This window comes from Micrococcus lylae NBRC 15355 (assembly GCF_001570885.1).
Classification (GTDB): domain Bacteria; phylum Actinomycetota; class Actinomycetes; order Actinomycetales; family Micrococcaceae; genus Micrococcus; species Micrococcus lylae.
On record NZ_BCSN01000036.1, the window covers coordinates 1 to 18,042 of the forward strand.

16 protein-coding genes are annotated in these 18,042 nt (G+C 73.7%); 12 read left to right on the forward strand and 4 right to left on the reverse strand.

The genetic code is table 11. The features are described 5' to 3' along the window. The 3 genes from MLY01S_RS08230 to MLY01S_RS12150 form a co-directional block, all read left to right on the forward strand. Positions 1-793, forward strand: a 793-nt coding sequence (locus tag MLY01S_RS08230; RefSeq protein ID WP_157531283.1) for a MarP family serine protease, incomplete at its 5' end; no start/stop codon positions are given. A gap of 117 nt (positions 794-910) precedes the next feature. Next, positions 911-2,500, forward strand: a complete 1,590-nt coding sequence (locus tag MLY01S_RS08235; RefSeq protein ID WP_067191063.1) for a sodium-dependent transporter — start codon at positions 911-913, stop codon at positions 2,498-2,500. Position 2,501: 1 nt separating this feature from the next. Next, entirely contained in the window at positions 2,502-2,669 is a 168-nt protein-coding gene (locus MLY01S_RS12150) for a methionine/alanine import family NSS transporter small subunit (protein WP_082739873.1), read from the forward strand. 92 nt (positions 2,670-2,761) lie between these two features. Here MLY01S_RS12150 and acs read toward each other — a convergent pair whose 3' ends face one another. Then, the gene (gene acs / locus MLY01S_RS08240) at positions 2,762-4,702 is read right to left on the reverse strand and encodes an acetate--CoA ligase (protein WP_067191065.1); all 1,941 of its coding nucleotides are present in this window, start codon (positions 4,700-4,702) and stop codon (positions 2,762-2,764) included. 182 nt (positions 4,703-4,884) lie between these two features. Here acs and nth point away from each other — a divergent pair, with 182 nt between their 5' ends. Next, entirely contained in the window at positions 4,885-5,709 is an 825-nt protein-coding gene (gene nth, locus MLY01S_RS08245) for an endonuclease III (protein ID WP_067191067.1), read from the forward strand. A gap of 97 nt (positions 5,710-5,806) precedes the next feature. Here nth and MLY01S_RS08250 read toward each other — a convergent pair whose 3' ends face one another. Further along, entirely contained in the window at positions 5,807-7,033 is a 1,227-nt protein-coding gene (locus MLY01S_RS08250) for an NAD(P)-binding domain-containing protein (protein WP_082739875.1), read from the reverse strand. A gap of 38 nt (positions 7,034-7,071) precedes the next feature. On the opposite strand from MLY01S_RS08250, the gene MLY01S_RS08255 reads away from it, so the two are divergent. The 6 genes from MLY01S_RS08255 (at position 7,072) to MLY01S_RS08280 (ending at position 11,791) form a co-directional block, all read left to right on the forward strand. Beyond that, positions 7,072-7,839 (forward strand): NUDIX hydrolase, encoded by a 768-nt coding sequence (locus MLY01S_RS08255; RefSeq protein WP_067191069.1) that lies wholly within the window; start codon positions 7,072-7,074, stop codon positions 7,837-7,839. Between the two features lie 93 nt (positions 7,840-7,932). Next, positions 7,933-9,330: a TadA family conjugal transfer-associated ATPase gene (locus MLY01S_RS08260; RefSeq protein WP_067191071.1), complete on the forward strand. Its 1,398-nt coding sequence runs from the start codon at positions 7,933-7,935 to the stop codon at positions 9,328-9,330. A 98-nt stretch (positions 9,331-9,428) separates the two neighbouring features. Further along, positions 9,429-10,421: a type II secretion system F family protein gene (locus MLY01S_RS08265; RefSeq protein ID WP_067191073.1), complete on the forward strand. Its 993-nt coding sequence runs from the start codon at positions 9,429-9,431 to the stop codon at positions 10,419-10,421. Between the two features lie 218 nt (positions 10,422-10,639). After that, on the forward strand, positions 10,640-10,924 hold the full coding sequence (locus MLY01S_RS08270) for a DUF4244 domain-containing protein (RefSeq protein WP_082739885.1): 285 nt from the start codon (positions 10,640-10,642) through the stop codon (positions 10,922-10,924). Next, complete coding sequence (locus MLY01S_RS08275; protein WP_067191078.1) at positions 10,917-11,468, forward strand: TadE family type IV pilus minor pilin; 552 nt, start codon at positions 10,917-10,919, stop codon at positions 11,466-11,468. The genes MLY01S_RS08270 and MLY01S_RS08275 overlap by 8 nt, the downstream gene beginning before the upstream one ends. Further along, positions 11,465-11,791 carry an Rv3654c family TadE-like protein gene (locus MLY01S_RS08280; protein WP_067191080.1) on the forward strand — a complete coding sequence of 109 codons (327 nt, stop codon included), beginning with the start codon at positions 11,465-11,467 and terminating at the stop codon, positions 11,789-11,791. Before MLY01S_RS08275 ends, MLY01S_RS08280 begins: the two co-directional genes overlap by 4 nt. Before the next feature lies 1 nt (position 11,792). On the opposite strand, the gene sftH is transcribed toward MLY01S_RS08280, so the two are convergent. Both sftH and MLY01S_RS08290 read right to left on the reverse strand, forming a co-directional pair. Beyond that, positions 11,793-14,270 carry a DEAD/DEAH box helicase gene (gene sftH / locus MLY01S_RS08285; RefSeq protein ID WP_082739877.1) on the reverse strand — a complete coding sequence of 826 codons (2,478 nt, stop codon included), beginning with the start codon at positions 14,268-14,270 and terminating at the stop codon, positions 11,793-11,795. Further along, positions 14,267-15,040: a GNAT family N-acetyltransferase gene (locus MLY01S_RS08290; protein ID WP_067191082.1), complete on the reverse strand. Its 774-nt coding sequence runs from the start codon at positions 15,038-15,040 to the stop codon at positions 14,267-14,269. Before MLY01S_RS08290 ends, sftH begins: the two co-directional genes overlap by 4 nt. Positions 15,041-15,125: 85 nt before the next feature. On the opposite strand from MLY01S_RS08290, the gene trhO reads away from it, so the two are divergent. Both trhO and MLY01S_RS08300 read left to right on the forward strand, forming a co-directional pair. Beyond that, the gene (gene trhO / locus MLY01S_RS08295; RefSeq protein WP_067191083.1) at positions 15,126-16,034 is read left to right on the forward strand and encodes an oxygen-dependent tRNA uridine(34) hydroxylase TrhO; all 909 of its coding nucleotides are present in this window, start codon (positions 15,126-15,128) and stop codon (positions 16,032-16,034) included. After that, on the forward strand, positions 16,031-17,923 hold the full coding sequence (locus tag MLY01S_RS08300) for a DUF7059 domain-containing protein (RefSeq protein ID WP_082739879.1): 1,893 nt from the start codon (positions 16,031-16,033) through the stop codon (positions 17,921-17,923). The genes trhO and MLY01S_RS08300 overlap by 4 nt, the downstream gene beginning before the upstream one ends. Positions 17,924-18,042 lie beyond the last annotated feature (119 nt).

Genomic DNA, 18,042 nt, shown 5'->3' on the forward strand with positions numbered 1-18,042 from the left:
CTCCGCCGTCCTCACCGTCACGGACCGGGTCATGCCGGACGGCAGCCAGCGCTTCCTGGCCGAGTCCCGTGCGGCCATCGCGGGCCTCGGCGTGATCCCGGAGATCGACACCCCCGTGAAGGAGGTCGCGGACGAGCCGGAAGCCGCCCCGTCCGCGACCCTCGAGGTGCCGGAGACGGAGGACGCGCAGGTCCAGGACTCCGTGGTGCGGCTGTCCGGCTTCGCCGAGCAGTGCGCCCAGACCCAGAACGGCACGGGCGTGGTCGTGGCCAAGGACCGGATCCTGACCAACGCGCATGTGGTGGCCGGCGTGGAGGAGCCGATCGTCGAGACGCAGGACCGCCAGGTGTTCCCGGGTCGGGTGGTGCACATCGATCCGGCCCGAGACCTCGCCGTGGTGGCCGTGGACGGTGCGGACCTGCCGGTCGCCCGCCACGGTGCCGACCTGGAGGACGGTGCGGCCGCCCTCGCCCTCGGCTTCCCGGCCGGCGGCCCCTACGAGGCCACCCCCGCCCAGGTGCAGGCCCGGGGAGAGCTGCTCATCAGCGACATCTACGGGCGGGAGGACTCGACCGTGGACATCTACCAGCTGAACGCGGACATCGAGCCGGGCAACTCCGGAGGTCCGCTCGTGACCGAGGACGGCACGGTGGCGGGGCTGGTGTTCGCCCGGGCCCCGGGATCCTCGACCATCGGGTATGCGATCGCCGGCGACGAGTTCGAGCGGCTCCTGGAGGACGTCGAGAACCTGGAGGTTCCCGTCCAGACCGGGGAGTGCATCCCCGGAGGATGACCCGCCGAGTGCCCGCCTGACCCCGTAGGGTGATGCAGCTCACTATGATGTGCCATGCTGTCCTCCGATGGGGGCAGACACGTCCATCATTCGCACTCGTTTCTTCGGAGGTACTCCATGACCACCGCAACCACTGCGGCCGGCGCGGTGCCGAAGCGCTCTCGTGAGGAGTTCGGCGGACGCTGGGCGTTCATCCTCGCGGCGATCGGCTCGGCCGTCGGGCTCGGCAACATCTGGCGTTTCCCCTACGCCGCCTATGAGAACGGTGGCGGCGCCTTCGTCATCCCCTACCTGGTCGCGCTGCTCACCGCAGGCATCCCGATCCTGTTCTTCGACTATGCGATCGGCCACCGCTTCCGCGGCGCCCCGCCCCTGGCCTTCCGCCGCCTGCACCGCGGCGCCGAGTGGATCGGCTGGTTCCAGGTCTTCATCTGCTTCGTGATCGCCGTCTACTACGCGGCCATCATCGCCTGGGCGATCATGTACACGTGGTTCTCCACGGACCACGCGTGGGGCGAGGACCCGGAGGGCTTCTTCTTCGGCACCCACCTGCAGGTGTCCGAGAACCCGATGCCGTCCTTCGACTTCGTCTCGGCCGTCTTCTGGCCGATGCTGATCGTCTGGGTGATCTGCATCCTCTGCATGGGCTTCGGCGTCCGCAAGGGCATCGCCGCCGTCTCCATGGTCGGCATGCCGCTGCTCATCGTCATGTTCATCGTGCTCGTCGTGGTGGCCCTGACCCTGCCGGGTTCCATCGTGGGGCTGAACGCCTTCTTCACCCCGAACTGGTCCGCGCTGCTCGAGCCGGGCGTCTGGATCGCCGCCTACGGCCAGATCTTCTTCTCCCTGTCCGTGGGCTTCGGCATCATGATCACCTACTCGTCATACCTGAAGCGCCGCACCAACCTCACCGGCTCCGGCCTGGTGGTGGGCTTCTCCAACTCCGGCTTCGAGGTCCTCGCCGGCATCGGCGTGTTCTCCGCCCTCGGCTTCATGGCCCAGGCCTCCGGCAAGCAGGTGACCGACGTCGTCACCGACGGCATCGGCCTGGCCTTCATCGCGTTCCCGACGCTGATCTCCCAGGCCCCGATGGGTGCCCTGATCGGCGTCCTGTTCTTCGGCTCCCTGGTGATCGCCGGCTTCACCTCCCTGATCTCGATCCTGGAGGTCGTGGTGGCCGCCGTGAAGGACAAGCTGGGCCTCGGCCGCTGGGCCGCGGTGCTCATCGTGGTCGGCGGCTGCGCCGTCATATCGATGCTGCTGTTCTCCACCACGTCCGGCGTGCAGCTGCTGGACACCTCGGATGCCTTCATCAACAACCTGGGCATCGTGGGCGCCGCGCTGATCGCCTGCGTCACCGTGGCGATCGTCCTGCGCAAGCTGCCGGTTCTGGTGGACCACCTCAACGCGATCTCCTCGTTCCGGGTGGGCACCATCTTCAAGGTCCTGGTCACCGTGGTCATCCCGCTGGTGCTGGCCTATCTGTGGATCTCGGACATCATCACCAAGGCCACCACCCCGTACGAGGGCTACCCGCTGGACTTCCTGGCCATCTTCGGCTGGGGCATGGTGGCCTCCGGCCTCGTCCTGGCGGTGGTGCTGTCCCTCGTCCCGTGGTCGAAGAAGTCCGCCCTGCACTCGGAGCGCAACGAGAACGAGTCCATCCAGACCGGTGCCATCCCCACCGTGTCCACGAAGGAGGCCTGACATGGATCCCATCGCCATCGTCATGATGATCGTCATGTGCGGTCTGATCTGGGGCGGCCTGCTGGCCTCCCTGCTGCACCTGATGAAGCACCCGGACGAGACGTCCGGCGTGCTGGGGGCCGAGCCCGAGCCCGGTGACCCCCGCTACGTGCGCACCGGCGAGGACTGAACAGGTCCGCACCGCGCCGAAAGGACCCCGCCTCCTGCATCAGGAGGCGGGGTCCTCGTCGCTGCGGCGTCCGCCGCCCGGGTGCGCCGGCCTCAGCCCTTGGAGCCCATGGCGCCGACGATCTTCTGCATGACCGTCGGGTCCGCGAGGGTGGACGCGTCACCCGGATCGCGGCCCTCGGCCACGTCCTTGAGCAGGCGACGCATGATCTTGCCGGACCGGGTCTTCGGCAGCTCCGGGACCACGAGCACGCGCTTGGGCTTGGCGATCGGCCCGATGTCCTGGCCCACATGCAGGCGCAGCTGCTCCTCCATCTCGGCGGTGTCCGGGTCCTTCGCAGCGGCCTCCTCGGTGAGCAGGACGAACGCGTACACGGCCTCGCCGGTGGTGTCGTCCGCGGCGCCGACCACGGCGGCCTCGGCCACGGCCTCATGGGCCACCAGCGAGGACTCGATCTCTGTGGTGGACAGGCGATGGCCGGAGACGTTCATGACGTCGTCCACGCGGCCGAGCAGCCAGATGTCGCCGTCCTCGTCGTATCGGGCGCCGTCGCCGGCGAAGTACATGCCGAGGAAGCGGCTCCAGTAGGTCTCCTTGAAGCGCTGCGGGTCGCCCCAGATGCCGCGGAGCATGGACGGCCACGGCTCGCGGGCCACGAGGAACCCGGCGCCGGTGCCCTCCATGGGTGCGCCGGTCTCGTCCACCACACACAGATCCACGCCGGGGACGGGCCGCTGGGCCGAGCCCGGCTTCAGGGCGGTCACACCCGGCAGCGGGGTGAGCATGTGCGCGCCGGTCTCGGTCTGCCACCAGGTGTCCACGATCGGGCAGCGTTCCCCGCCGATGACCTCATGGAACCAGCGCCACGCCTCCGGGTTGATGGCCTCACCCACGGTGCCGAGCACGCGCAGGCTGGACAGGTCGTACTCGTCCGGGATCTGGCGGCCCCACTTCATGCAGGTGCGGATGGCGGTGGGGGCGGTGTAGAAGATCGTCACGCCGTACTTCTGGACGATCTCCCACCAGCGTCCCTGGTGCGGGGTGTCCGGGGTGCCCTCGTAGATCACCTGGGTGGCGCCGTTCACGAGCGGACCGTAGGCGACGTAGGAGTGGCCGGTCACCCAGCCGACGTCCGCGGTGCACCAGAAGACGTCGGTCTCCGGGTGCAGGTCAAAGGTGTCCCGGTGCGTGGCCGAGGCCTGCACCAGGTAGCCGCCGGTGGTGTGGAGGATGCCCTTGGGCTTTCCCGTGGTGCCGGAGGTGTAGAGGATGAACAGCGGGTGCTCGGCGTCGTGCCACACGATCTCGTGCTCGTCGGAGGCGGTGTCCACCACGTCGTGCCACCAGACGTCACGGCCCTCGACCATCTCGGTCTCGATCCCGTTGCGGCGCACCACGAGCACGTGGTCCACGGTGTGGCCGGGCTCCTTGAGCGCCTGGTCCACGGCGGGCTTCAGAGCGGAGGCCTTCCCCCGGCGGTAGGAGCCGTCGCAGGTCACCACCAGCGTGGCCTCGGCGTCGTCCACACGGGAGCGCAGGGCGTCCGAGGAGAACCCGCCGAACACCACGGAGTGCACGGCGCCGATGCGGGCGCAGGCGAGCATCGTGATGACGGCCTCGGGGATCATCGGCAGGTACACGGCCACGCGGTCGCCCTTGGCCACGCCGAGGGACTCGAAGGCGTTGGCCGCCTTGCGGACCTCGGCGGCCAGCTCCGCGTAGGTGTAGGTGCGGGTGTCGCCCGGCTCACCCTCGAAGTGGATGGCCACGCGGTCGCCGTGGCCGGCCTCCACATGGCGGTCCAGGGCGTTGTAGGCGGCGTTCGTGGTGCCGTCCGCGAACCACTTGGCGAACGGGGCGTCGGACCAGTCGAGGACCTCGGTGAAGTCCTGCTCCCAGTGCAGCTGCTCGCGGGCGCGGCGGGCCCAGTAGGCCAGGCGGTCCGCCTCGGCCTCCTCGTACAGCTCCGCGCCGGCCACGGCGTTCTTCGCGAACTCCTCGCTGGGCGGGTAGACGGTGACGTCCTCGGACATGGTTCTCCTTTCGGGGAGGGTGCACGGTCACCCGCCACCACATACCTGTGATGCGGGCCACATCATTGCCTGTCGCAAGAATGCCGCCACGGCGGGGGTCGAGACAAGTACATGCCGTTGTGTGACGCGCGCCTAGAGTGGGTCACCGGACCCCGCCCCAGCCGAACAGGAGCACAGGACCCGTGAGCCGGACAGACCCAGGCGACCGAGCCGCCGTCGCGACCCCGACGGGGGAGACCCTGCTGGGACTGAAGCGCCGCGTGCGCAAGGTGCACCGCGTGCTGGGGCAGACGTATCCGTATGCCGTGGCAGAGCTGGACTTCACCACGCCGTTCGAGCTGCTGGTGGCCACGGTGCTGTCCGCGCAGACCACGGACGTGCGGGTCAATGCGGTCACCCCGGCCCTGTTCGCGCGGTTCCCGGACGCCACGGCCATGGCGGCCGCGGACGAGGTGGAGCTGCAGGAGCTGGTGCGCCCCACCGGCTTCTACCGGAACAAGGCGGCCGCCGTCCTCAAGCTCTCCCGCGAACTGGTCGAGCGCTTCGACGGTGAGGTGCCCGGGCGCCTCGAGGACCTCGTCACCTTGCCGGGGGTGGGCCGCAAGACGGCGTTCGTGGTGCTCGGCAACGCCTTCGGCCAGCCCGGCATCACGGTGGACACCCACTTCGGCCGGCTCGCCCGCCGCCTGGGCATGACCGAGCAGATCGACCCGGTGAAGGTGGAGCACGAGGTCGCCGCGCTGTTCGAGAAGCGGGACTGGACCTCCCTGTCCAACCGCCTCGTCTTCCACGGCCGGCGCATCTGCCATGCGAAGAGGCCGGCGTGCGGCGCCTGCCCGGTGGCGCAGTGGTGCCCGTCCTACGGCGAGGGGGAGACCGACCCTCAGAAGGCGCAGCAGCTGCTCTCCTACGAGCTCAAGCCCGGCCGTGAGCAGCTGCACCGCCTCATGCTCGAAGGCAAGACCCGTCGCGAGCTGCGGGCGATGGGCTACGGCTTGGAGGCCTGACCGCCGCCGGCCCGCGCCCGGCGTGACGACGACGGCCGCTCGCCGCCGTCTGGCGGCTCGCCTCGTGCGGGGCGGGTCGTGAGACGGAGCCGTCGACTCAGTGGTCGTCGCGCAGCCGCGCCTCGATGTCCGCGACCGTGGCACGGGCGAACACGCCCACGCCGGTCAGCGTGGCCGAGGCCGGTCCGCACCAGTCGCCGTAGCCGAGAAGGTAGAGGCCGTCCACGTCGGCGCTGGCTGTGCGCAGATGCTCGTGCATGCGCGGACGCCCGGACCGGGTGGGCTCCTGCAGCAGCGGGCGCAGGTGGCGCAGCTCCGGGCGGAATCCGGTGCACCACAGGACGTCGTCGAACCGCTGTTCGGTGCCGCGGACCGCCGCTGCCGCGGGCGCGCCGGCGCCGGAGGGCCAGCCGTGGCGGCGGCCGGCGTCCGTGTCCCAGGCGGCGCCGTGGGCGGTGAGCCGGGACGGCGCGGGGACGGCGTCCATCGCGCCGGCGTCCCGGGCCGCACGGACCGGCGGCACGGCCACGATGTCCCCGAGGTCCTCGCCCGGCGTGCCGACCTGCTCCGTCCGTCGGACCAGCACGCGGGCGGAGGCCAGGCGGAACAGGACGCGGCCGTCCACGTCGTCCGGCATGAACCGGGGCGGGCGCTGGGTCGCCCAGGTGACGGCGGCGGAGCCGTGCAGGTCCGCGGCGATCTGCGCTGCCGAGTTCCCTCCGCCCACCACCAGCACGCGGCGGCCGGCGTACCCCTGCGGACCGGTGTAGGCCGAGGAGTGCCGCTGCCGTCCGGTGAAGTCCGCGGTGCCGGGCAGGGCGGGTACGAAGGGGCGGGTGAAGGAGCCGGTCGCCGAGACCACGGTGCGGGACAGGGCGAGGAGGCGGCCGTCGTCGTCCCTCAGCGCGAAGCGCCCGTCCTGCCGGGAGACGGAGGCGACGCGGACGCCTCGGCGGACGGGCAGGTCATAGCGGGATTCGTAGTCGGCCAGGTAGTCCACCACGTGCGCAGCGTCCGGGTTGTCCTCGCCGGAGCCGGGCATCCGCCGGCCGGGCAGGGACGAGTGCTCGGCAGGGGAGAACAGGCGCAGCGAGGGCCAGTGGCGGGGCCAGGAGCCGCCGGGCTCGGAGGAGGCGTCGAACAGGGCGAACCGCGGGGCCGGGCCCGGGGAGCGGCCGCGCTCGACGTCCTGGGCCCAACGCCGCAGGAAGTACCCGCACGCCAGCCCGGACTGGCCGGCGCCGACCACCGCGACGTCCAGCGGCTCGTCGAGAGCAGTCCCGTCCGCGGACGGCTCGGTGCGGGGTGCGGAGCCGGTGTCCATGGGGTGAGCGTAGCCGGGCCGGGCACTACGGTGGTGGGATGACCTCCGCCGCCTCCGCCCGCCCGAGCCTCGACGACGCGCACCGCGCCCTGCAGGACCTCGTGGCCGCGCACGGGGCGCCGGAGAACGCGTCCGGCCGGGAACCTGCATCGCTGACCCGGGTCCCGGCGGCCTCGGCCCGCACCTGGGGCTTCCGCTGGCCGTCCACGCCGGACGCCCGCGCCTCGGCGGTGCTGGTGCTCTTCGGCTCCCTGGACGACGTCCCGGCCCAGCACGCCTCCGCTGCCGTGCACCCGGACGTGGACGTGCTGCTGACCCAGCGCGCGGCCACCCTGCGCACGCATGCCGGGCAGGTCGCGTTCCCGGGCGGCCGCGTGGATCCGGAGGACGAGGACGTGGTGGCCACCGCCCTGCGTGAGGCCGAGGAGGAGACCGGCCTGGACCCCGCCGGCGTGGAGGTGCTCGGCGTCCTCCCGCCGGTGCCGGTGTCCGTGTCCGGCTACGTCATCCATCCGGTCATCGGCTGGTGGCGGGAGCCTTCCCGTGTGGCCGTGGTGGACCGCCAGGAGGCGGCCGCCGTGTTCCGCGTGCCCGTGGCTGATCTGGTGGCACCGGAGAACCGCTTCGTGGTCGCCCGCCCGGGTGGCCGGACGGGCATCACCCCCGGGTTCGGGGTCCAGGACCGCTTCGTCTGGGGCGTCACCGCCGCCATCCTGGACCGCATCCTCCACCTGCTGGACTGGGACACCGCCTGGGACAAGTCCGTGGTGCTCGACGCCGAGACCCGCCGCCCCGTCGCCGGCTGACCTCTCCTGCACAGGGTGCCCGCGGGCGGCCCTGTGTCCACAGATCGGCCCGAGGCGTCCCCGGCGCGGACGCCGGGAGATGGACTGGGGGACATGCGTCCCTTCGTGCCCGAGCCTCCCGTGATCGCCCGCCCTCGCCGCCGCCTGCGGCACCCGGACCTGATCGGCCGGCTCCGCAGGGCCCGTGAGCCCGAGCCCGCTGCGCAGCCGCGTCCCGACGACGGCTCCCTCGCCGCTGCCTGCGCCGTCGCCGGGAACGTGTCATCGCCTGCCGTCGACCAGGCGACGACGCCGCCGGCGTGGCTGGACCGGGCCCGGTCCTGGCTGGCCGGACGTCAGGCGAGGGGCGACGACGACGGCGAGGCGGCCGCCGTCGGGACGGGCGGTGAGCCGACCGAGCAGGCCTGCCGCGCGGCCGTGGAGGCCGTGGCGGAGCAGGACGGCCTCGTGCTGACGGCAGGTGGGGCGGCCGAGCGGGCCCGGCTGCTGGCCGATGAGCTGTCCGGGTTCGGCCCGCTGGCACCGCTGGTGCGGGCGGACGGGGTGACCGATGTGCTCGTGGACGGGAACGGGAGGGTGTGGACCGACGGCGCGGACGGGCTGCGGCAGACCGGGACGATCCTGCCGCCCGAGCGGGCGCGGCAGCTGGCGGTGCGCCTGCTGCACCGGGCCGGCCGACGCCTCGACGCCGCCGTGCCGCTGGCCGACGCCCGCGTGGACGGGATCCGCGTGCACGCCGTGCTGCCGCCGCTGTCCGGGGCGGGCCCGCTGCTGAGCCTGCGCGTGCCGTCGCGGCGCAGACCGAGCCTGGCCGTGCTCGCCGAGGGCTGGCCGGACGGCGAACGGTGGCAGGCGGCGGTGCAGCACCTGGTGGCCGCGCACGCGACCGTGCTGGTCTCCGGGGCGACCGGCACCGGCAAGACGACGCTGCTGTCCGCCGCGTTGGGGGAGGCGGACCCGGCGGAGCGGATCATCACCGTGGAGGACACCCTGGAAGCGGCTCCGGCGCATCCGCATGTGGTCTGCCTGCAGGCGCGGTCGGCCAACGCCGAGGGAGCCGGAGAAGTCGGGCTGGCCGAGCTGATCCGGCAGGCGCTGCGCATGCGGCCGGACCGGCTGGTGGTGGGCGAGTGCCGTGGCGCGGAGGTGGCCGAGATGCTCACCGCCCTGAACACCGGCCACCAGGGCGCGTGGGGGACCCTGCACGCCAACTCCGCCGACGACGTGCCCGCACGCCTGACCGCCATGGGCGCGCTGGCCGGATGGTCGGTCGAGGCGCTGACCGCCCAGGTGCACGCCGGCGTGGACGCGGTGCTCCACCTGCGCAGGGACGCGGCCGGGCGGCACCCGGTGTCCCTGGCCGTGCCCGTGATTGAGGAGCACGGGGCGGGGCTGCGCATGCTGCCGGTGCTCACGGACGTGGGCGGCCGGGCGGTGCGCGGCCCCGGATGGGATGTGCTCGCGGCCCGGCTGAAAGGGCGGGGCCCGTGAGGGCGCGGCTTCCCGGCCGGCTTCCCGGCCAGCTTCCCAGCCGGCTGGCCAGCTGGCGGCCCAGCCGAGTCGGGGCGAGGTGGCGCCGGTGGACGGCCGTGCGGACCGGTGCCGCGGACCGGCAGCGGCTGCGGTTCGTCGAGGCCGTGCGCCGCTGGGCCGCGCTGCTGCGCACCGGTTCGGGTGAGGGACAGGCATGGAGGCTGGTGGCTGACCGGGAGGACGTCTGCGTGCGCCCTGAGCCGGGGTGCTGCCTCGGCCACAGCCTGCGCGGCCTGGCAGCCGCCGTGGAGCTCGGGGCAGACCCGCGGCGGGTGCCCGGACCGAGCGGAGTGGTCGAATGGCAGACGCTGCTGGCGCTGCTTCAGGTCTGCCGGGCCTCGGGTGCGGCGCCGGCGGAGACGGCCGAGCGGTTCGCGGACGCCTCCGCCGCCGAGCTGGACGCCGAACGGGCCCGACGCGCCGCGGCGGCCGGACCGAAGTCCACCGTGACGCTTTTGCGCTGGATGCCGCTGGGCGGGCTGGGGATCGCCTGGCTGCTCGGGGCGGGGCCGGATTCCCTGCTCGGTGACCGGCTCGGCTGGTTGGTCCTCACCGCCGGGGTGCTGTTCGCCGCGGTCGGGCACGTCTGGGCGCAGAGCCTGCTGCGCACTGCCGCCGGCCCCGGGCGTGAGGTGGACGCCGCCGCCTGGCTGGACGTCACCGCGGCGCTGCTGCGCTCGGGGGCCTCGCTGGTCGGGGCGCTCGAGCGGGCCGCCGTGGCCCTGCCGGGTGGGCAGCGACTGCGGCCGGTGCTGGCCCGGCTGCGCTGGGGCGCCGACTGGGACGAGGCGTGGGAGGACCTGGCGGATGAGGAGCTGGCGGAGCTGGGCCGACGCCTGCAGCCGCTGCACACCTCGGGCATGGCCGGGGCCGCCGGTCTCACCCAGGCGGCCAGGGCCGTCCGACAGGAGCGGCGCCGCACCGCCGAGCTGGCCGCCGAGCAGCTGGCCGTACGCCTGGTGGTCCCGCTCGGTCTGTGCCACCTGCCGGCCTTCGTCTGCCTCGGTGTGCTGCCCCTGCTGCTGATGATGCTGCGCGGACCGGGATGAGGGGCCGGCGGGCGGGGCGCCGGGGGCGAAAGTCCGCCGGCGCAGCTCCGAACCGGCCCGTCCCGTCCTCCACAGCCGACCGACACGCCGTGCCTGTCCACGGCGCGCCCGAGCGGCCCGGCGGCGGCGCCCCGGAGTGCAGAAGCCTGGAGACATCGGGCATCCGGCCCGGCAGGTCCGCACCGACGCGGACCGTCACACCGATGGAGGGAAACATCATGAACCACACCGCCCAGGACACCGAGAACGCCCGCGCCGTCGCCGCGGCCTCCGAGGCCGCGGCGGAGGCCGTCCAGCTCGCCGCCGTCAAGACCCTCGGCGCCCGCCGCGCCGCGTCCTGGTCCGCCCGGCTCCAGGACGACACGGGCGCCACCACCGCCGAATACGCCATCCTCACGCTCGCTGCGGTGGGCTTCGCCGGCGTCCTCGCCCTGGTGCTCTCCAGCGGCGACGTGCAGGGCATGCTCGCCGACCTCGTGGGCGAGGCGCTGAACCGTGGCTGACGTCCACACCGATCTGCTCCGGGCCGGGCGCCAGACCGTCGCCCGGCCCGGGGCCGACCGCCCGCGGCGCCCCCACGCCCGGGCCACCGCCTGCCTGCGCGCGGACCGCGGTGCCGTCACCGCCGAGTACGCGGCGCTGCTGCCGGTGGCGGTGCTGGTCATCGCCGCCGTGGTCGCCACGGGCGGGGTCGGCCTGCAGCAGGTCCGCAACCAGGACGCCGCCGGGGCCGCGGCTCGCATCATCGCCCGCGGCGACTCCCCGGAGCAGGCGGCCCAGGCGGTCACCCGGATGGCCGGGGACGGCGCCTCGCTCGACCACCACGACGACGGCACCTGGGTCTCCGTGACCGTCGCCCGGGGTGCCCCCGGGCCCCTCGGCTGGTTCCCGGACCTGCAGGTGAAGGCGGAGGCCTCGGCACCGAGCCAGAGGGCGCAGACCGGTCCCGCACCGGCGAACCCACCGGCCGACGGGGATGCTCCGGCGCCGGAGCCGGCGCCGTCGTCCGAGCCGACACCCGACGCCGAGGAGGGCGAGGGGCCATGAGCGGCACGCTCACCGCCCTCGGGACGGCCTCGCTGGGACTGGGGCTCTGCGTGCTGGTCGCCGGCGTGGGCCAGGGAGCCCACACCGCGGCCGTGGCCAGCGGCGCGGCGGACCTGGCGGCGCTCGCTGCCGCGGATGCCCTGCGCGGGATCGACCCCACCGGCACGGACGCCTGCGCCCTCGCCGAGACGACGGCCGAGCGCAACGGTGCCCGGCTGGTCTCCTGCGAGCCCGGCGACCAGTCCACCGTCACGGTCACCGTCGCGGTGGAGCAGGCCTTCGGTGCCGACGCGGAGGCCACCGCCAAGGCGGGCCCGCCGTGACTCAGGCCTCGTCGTCCGCGGCCGCCGTCGGCGCGAACCCGGCCGGCAGGACCTGCTCGGCGGGCACCTCCGCCAGGTCGTCGAACGTCCGGGACAGCAGCGCCAGCACGGTGAGGGCGCCGCCCTTGTCCAGAGGCGAGTTGCGGTTGCCGCACTTGGGGGACTGCACGCAGGAGGGACAGCCGTCCTCGCACTCGCAGGTCGCCACGGCGGCCGCGGTCGCCTCCACCCAGCGGCGCGCCTGCGCGAACCCGCGCTCGGCGAAGCCGGCGCCGCCGGGGCGGCCGTCGTAGACGAACACGGTGGGCACGCCGGTGTCCGGGTGCAGGACCATGGAGACACCGCCGATGTCCCAGCGGTCGTTCGAGGCCACCAGCGGCATCATGCCGATCATCGCGTGCTCGGCCGCGTGCAGGGCGCCCGGCAGCCGGTCCGTGGTCAGTCCGGCGGCCACCAGCTCCTGAGACGTCGCCTGGTACCAGACCGCCTGCGTGAACAGGTCCCTCGCCGGCAGCTCGAGCGGCTCCTCGCCGAGGACCTCACCGGAGATCAGCGCCTTGCGCTGGAAGGACACCACCTGGGTGGTCACGCGGACGTCGCCCACGGACCAGCGCACCGAGGACCCGGCCGACGCCACCTGGCGGACGATGCCCTGGATCTCGATCTCGGTGACGTCCCGGGCGGTGGTGAAGTAGTCCGGCCACGCCCGCTGCACGATCACCGCGTGCGCGTCCTCGTCCAGCTCCAGCACCAGGTATGTCCGGTTCTGATGGATGTACACCGCGCCCGGGTGTGCCTGGTAGTGGGTCTGCGGGGAGTCCATGGTGCCCAGCAGTGCCCCGGACTCGGCCTCGATGATCTGCACGGGCCCGCCGCCGTCGTCCCGCAGGGACACCATGCCCGCCGCATGCTCCGGGTGGGTCCAGAACCAGCCGGCCGGACGTCGGCGCAGCAGCCCCTGCTCGCAGAGCCGCTCCACCAGTGCCCGCACCGCACCCGGTTGCCCGAACCGCGGCAGGTCCTCCGGCGTCAGCGGCATCTCCGCGGCCGCCACGCACAGCTGCGCCCCCAGCAGATGAGGGTTCTGCGGGTCCACTACGGTGTCCTCCACACCGAGGTCGAACACCGCCTCGGGGTGCTCCACCAGGAAGGTGTCCAGCGGGTCGTCCGAGGCCACGAAGAACGCCAGGGACTCGCCGCCGGAGCGCCCGGCCCTGCCGATCTGCTGGAAGAACGAGGCGCGTGTGCCGGGCCAGCCGGCCACCACCACGGCGTCCAGGCCGGCGATGTCGATGCCCATCTCCAGGGCCGGCGTCGAGGCCATGCCGAGCAGCTCGCCGGAGCGCAGCTGCGCCTCCAGCTCGCGCCGCTCCTCCGGCAGATACCCGGAGCGGTACGCGGCGATCCGGCCGCCCAGCCCCGGCTCGACCTGATCGAGCTGGCTGCGCGCGATCGAGGAGATGGACTCGGCCCCGCGCCGGGACGTGATGAACGCCAGCGTCCGTACGCCCTGCAGCGCCAGGTCCGTCACCAGGTCCGCCGCCGTGGCCGTGGCCGAGCGGCGCACCGGCGCCCCGTGCTCGCCGCGGCGGTCGGTCAGCTCGGGCTCCCAGAAGGCCACGGTCACCGCGCCGTGCGGGGAGCCGTCCTCGGACACCTGCACGGCCTCGGCGCCGACGAGCTGGGAGAAGTGCTCGGCCGGCGCCGCCGAGGTCGCCGAGGCGCCCATGAACACCGTCTCGGCCCGGTCCCGCCGGTAGTGCGCGGCGATCCGCCGCAGCCGCCGCAGCAGGATCGCCACCTGGGAGCCGAAGACGCCGCGGTAGGTGTGTGACTCGTCCACCACCACGTAGGCCAGGCGCCGGAAGAAGTCAGCCCAGCGCTCGTGGTGGGGCAGGATCCCCACGTGCAGCATGTCCGGGTTGGTCAGGATCACGGAGGCGTTCTGCCGGGCCCACACCCGCTCGGCCGGGTCGGTGTCCCCGTCGTAGGGGGCCACCTGCAGCTCCGGCATCCCCTGGGCCGCGATGCGCGTCCAGGAGGCCAGCTGGTCCGCGCCCAGGGCCTTGGTGGGGGACAGGTACAGCACGGTCGCCCGCGGATCCTTGGCCAGCGTGGACGCCACGGCCAGCTGGTAGGCCAGCGACTTGCCGGAGGCGGTGCCAGTGGCCACCACCACGTGGCGGCCGTCCAGGGCGGCCTGCGCGGCCTGGACCTGGTGGGACCAGGGCCGTTCGACCCCGAGCGCACGGAGGGCCCGCACGAACCCCTCGGGGGTGCGTGCGGGCCAGTCGACCGGTCGGGCCGGCCGGGCAGGCAGGTGACGGATGTGCCTGACCTGCTCCGGAAGGCGACGGCGGCCGAGGGCCGCGCAGATCGACGCCGCATGCTCACCGCCGGAAGGCGAGGGGCCGCCGTCGGGAACGGGTCCCGGGGCGGCGGAGCCCCACGGATCCGGGGTGGAGGAGGAGTCGGTCACCTACTCATCGTGCCAGTGTGCTCCGGGCTCGGGATGGACTCGCCGTCACCGCGGACCCAGATGGAGACCGGGGCGAGGTCGTTCCAGCCGAGGTGGCCGTAGAGCATCTGCCCGTCCGGGGAGGCCACGAGCAGGCCCTCGGAGATGTCGCCCTGGCTCATCGCCTCGCTGGTCAGATAGCGCATCACCAGGGAGCCGAGGCCCTTGCGGCGGTGCTGCGGGGAGGTCCAGATGCGGTCGTACACCGCGGTCGAGCCGGAGAAGGTCACCCAGCCCATGGCGGCCAGCTCGTCCTCGCCCTCGGGGGCGGTGGAGGCGCCGGTCGCCATGATCCGCAGGCGGCGGCTGCCGGTGACGGGCTCGTCCACGTGCGCCTCGTAGCCGTCCGGCATCAGCGGGGGCTCCACGTCCTGGACCTCGAGGTCCATCTCCACGGACATGAGGCGTTCGGAGTCCACGGCCTGCTTCAGCCCGGCGCCGGGCAGGTCCGCCTCGGCCTCGCCGAAGACGGTCACCATGCGTTCCGGGTGCTCGTCGAGATCCTTGAGGATGGGGTCGAGCTCGGCCTGCGTCGGGGCCACGAGCACGTACTCCCACGCCGCGGGGACGTCCATCGTGGCGCGCCCCGAGCCGCCCGGGATCATGCCCGCCGGGCGCGAGGTGCGCAGCGCGGAGCGGGTCCGTCCGTCCTGGCGGGTCTCGTAGCCGCGGGAACGCGACCAGGCCTCGAACCAGGTGTCCACCAGTGCGTCGTCCTTGAAATCCGTCATGGCTCCGACACTACCTGCCGTTGTGAGGTCGGCCACGCCGTGTGACCGGATCGGTACCTTGTGTGCCGCACTAGGCTGATCGCCGATGAGCCCCTCGACCGTCTCCCGCATCGCCCTCTACTACCGCTTCGCCCCGCTGTCCGACCCGGAGGCCGTGCGCCTGTGGCAGCGCGCCCTGTGCCGCCAGCTGGGCCTGACCGGGAGGATCATCGTCTCCCCGCAGGGCATCAACGGCACGGTCGGCGGGCCGGTGGACGCGGTGAAGCAGTACGTGAAGCAGACCCGCGAGCACCCGGCCTTCCGGGACCTGGACGTGAAGTGGTCGGACGGTTCGGCCGAGGACTTCCCGCGGCTGTCCGTGAAGGTGAAGCCGGAGCTCGTGGCGTTCGGCGCCCCGGAGCGCATCGAGGTGGACGAGCACGGCGTGGTCGGCACCGGCGAACACCTGAGCCCGCAGCGGGTCAACGAGCTCGTGGCCGAGCGCGCCGACACGGACCGCCCGGTCGTGTTCCTGGACGGGCGCAACACCGTGGAGGCCCAGATCGGGCGCTTCGAAGGGGCCGTGGTGCCCGAGGCGCAGACCACCCGGGACCTGCTGGCGGCCGTGGACTCCGGCGCCCTGGACCACCTCAAGCACTCCCCGGTGGTCTCCTACTGCACCGGCGGGGTGCGCTGCGAGATCCTCTCCGCCCTGCTGCGTCAGCGCGGGTTCGAGGAGGTCTACCAGATCGACGGCGGCATCGTCCGCTACGGGGAGGCCTTCGGGGACTCCGGGCTCTGGCACGGCGAGCTCGCCGTCTTCGACCGCCGCCTGTCCACCCGGTTCACCGAGGACGCGGAGACCATCGGCCGCTGCCACGGCTGCCAGGCCCCCACCTCGGACCTGCGCAACTGCGTCGACCCCGCCTGCACGACCCTCACCGTCCGCTGCGCGGACTGCGCCCAGGACACCGCCTGGACCTGTCCCGCCTGCACCGCCCGGAGCACTGCATGAGCACCGCCTCTCCCGTCCCCGCCGCCCCGTCCGGCACCGGCTCGCACGGCGCCGCCCCGTCCGGGGCCGTCCCGCCGGCACCGAGCCTCACCCCGACGACGGCCGCCAGGCTGGCCGCCGACCTCGCCGCCCTGCCCTACACCACCGGGGCCGTGGAGGCCCTGCTGGGCCCCATGGCCGTGTCCGCCCTGGACCGCGAGCACGCTGAGGCGGCCCGCGCCGTCCTGGCCGCCGGCGTCTCGGAGCCGGACTGCCCGCTGGCCGCGATGGCCGGCGCCTTCATGCTCGGAGACCCGGTCCCCGCCGCGGACCTCGCCGCCGCCGTCCCCGCCCTCGGCCTGGACGGGCTGCGCGAGGCCGGACTGCTCATGGACGCCCACCCGGGCGACCCGGAGGGCACTGTCCGTGCCGCCTGCGACCTCTCTCCCTATGACGCGGACGAGCCGGGGCCGATGTGGGTCGCCTCGGACCAGACCGCCCTGCAGCGGCGCGGCCCCTTGCCGGCTGAGCACGTCCTCGGCGTCGGCCGCGCCTCGCTCACCCTGGCCGGGGCCGTCCAGCGCCGCGAGGTGGACACTGCCTTGGACCTCGGCACCGGCTGCGGCATCCAGACCTTGCACCTGCTCGCCCACGCCCGCCACGTCACCGCCACGGACCTGGCGCCGCGCTGCCTGGACTACACCCGGTTCAACCTGCTGCTCAACGCGGACGTGCTGGGCCTGGACCGGGAGAACATGGGCGAGCGCGTGGAGCTGCTGGCCGGGGACATGCTCACCCCGGTGGCCGGCCGCCGCTTCGACATGGTGGTGTCCAACCCGCCGTTCGTGATCACCCCGCGCACGGACCCGGACGCCCCGGTGATGGTCTACCGGGACGGCGGACGCGAGGGGGACCGGCTGGTGGCCGAGTTCATCAGCGCGATCCCGGCGCATCTGAACCCCGGCGGCACTGCGCAGATGCTCGCCAACTGGGAGATCCCCGCGGCGGAGTCAGGCGCCGACGACGGCCCGCTCGCCTCCGCCTCGGCGGGTGCCTCGACCGCCTCGGCGGGTGGTTCCTCAGCCGAGTCCTGGGACGCCCGTCCCCGGCGCTGGGTCGCCGAGGGGGCGGCCGCCGTCTCCGCGGCCGAGGGCCGCGACGTGCCGGTGCAGGCGTGGATCATCCAGCGGGACCTGCAGGACGCCGCCGGCTACGCCGAGACCTGGTTGCAGGACTCCTCGCTGGAGCTGGACCCGGAGCAGTACCAGCGCCGCTACGCCCAGTATCTGGCGGACTTCGCCGCCCGCGGCGTCAGGGGCGTCGGCTTCGGCCACGTGTGGCTGCGCCGCCCCGCCGCCGATGGCTCCCAGGCAGGAGCGTGGACCCACACCGAGGAGCTGACGCAGCCGATCGACGACGCGATCGGCGGCGCCTGGGCGGCCGCCGTCGCCCGCCGCGACCGGCTCGCCGCGGGCCGGGGCACAGACCGCGTCGAGGCAGCGGATCACGGTGCGGCCTCGGACCACGCCGAGGCCACGGACCACGGTGAGGGGCCCGCCGGAGGCGAGGGGGCCGTCGTCGGGAAGGGGGTCGGGGCGGACCCGGCCCTGGCGACCCTGCGCTCGCTGCACCTCACGGTGGCCGCGGACGTGACCGAGGAGCGCCACCAGCGCTTCGGCGCCGAGCACCCGGAGGTCATCCTGGCCCGGCAGGGGGCCGGATTCCGCCGCACCGCCCGCCTGGACACCGCCACCGCGGGGCTGCTCGCGGCCAGCGACGGGGAGCTGACGGTCGGGCAGATCGTCGGGGCGCTCGGCGCGCTGCTGGAGCTGGACGAGAGGGCGCAGACCGCTCTGCTGGTCGCCGTCCGTGAGCTGTACGAGGACGGGTTCCTTGTGGAGGTGGGCTGAGCGGGCGGGGCCGTGGCGCTGCCACGGCCCACCCGCCCGGAGCCGGGCGAGAGGACCTGTGTCCGCCTCCGGCGGACAGACCCGCGCTGGGGCCTGTCCGGCTCCGGGCGTTATCGTGG

Bases quoted from the DNA above. Each gene is read 5' to 3' on its own strand.
- MLY01S_RS08260 (WP_067191071.1), top strand. From the start codon at position 7,933: ATGCGTCCCTTCGTGCCCGAGCCTCCCGTGATCGCCCGCCCTCGCCGC.
- MLY01S_RS08250 (WP_082739875.1), bottom strand. From the start codon at position 7,033: ATGGACACCGGCTCCGCACCCCGCACCGAGCCGTCCGCGGACGGGACT.
- MLY01S_RS08290 (WP_067191082.1), bottom strand. From the start codon at position 15,040: ATGACGGATTTCAAGGACGACGCACTGGTGGACACCTGGTTCGAGGCC.
- MLY01S_RS08300 (WP_082739879.1), top strand. From the start codon at position 16,031: ATGAGCACCGCCTCTCCCGTCCCCGCCGCCCCGTCCGGCACCGGCTCG.
- MLY01S_RS08255 (WP_067191069.1), top strand. From the start codon at position 7,072: ATGACCTCCGCCGCCTCCGCCCGCCCGAGCCTCGACGACGCGCACCGC.
- MLY01S_RS08270 (WP_082739885.1), top strand. From the start codon at position 10,640: ATGAACCACACCGCCCAGGACACCGAGAACGCCCGCGCCGTCGCCGCG.
- MLY01S_RS12150 (WP_082739873.1), top strand. From the start codon at position 2,502: ATGGATCCCATCGCCATCGTCATGATGATCGTCATGTGCGGTCTGATC.
- MLY01S_RS08280 (WP_067191080.1), top strand. From the start codon at position 11,465: ATGAGCGGCACGCTCACCGCCCTCGGGACGGCCTCGCTGGGACTGGGG.
- MLY01S_RS08235 (WP_067191063.1), top strand. From the start codon at position 911: ATGACCACCGCAACCACTGCGGCCGGCGCGGTGCCGAAGCGCTCTCGT.
- trhO (WP_067191083.1), top strand. From the start codon at position 15,126: ATGAGCCCCTCGACCGTCTCCCGCATCGCCCTCTACTACCGCTTCGCC.
- acs (WP_067191065.1), bottom strand. From the start codon at position 4,702: ATGTCCGAGGACGTCACCGTCTACCCGCCCAGCGAGGAGTTCGCGAAG.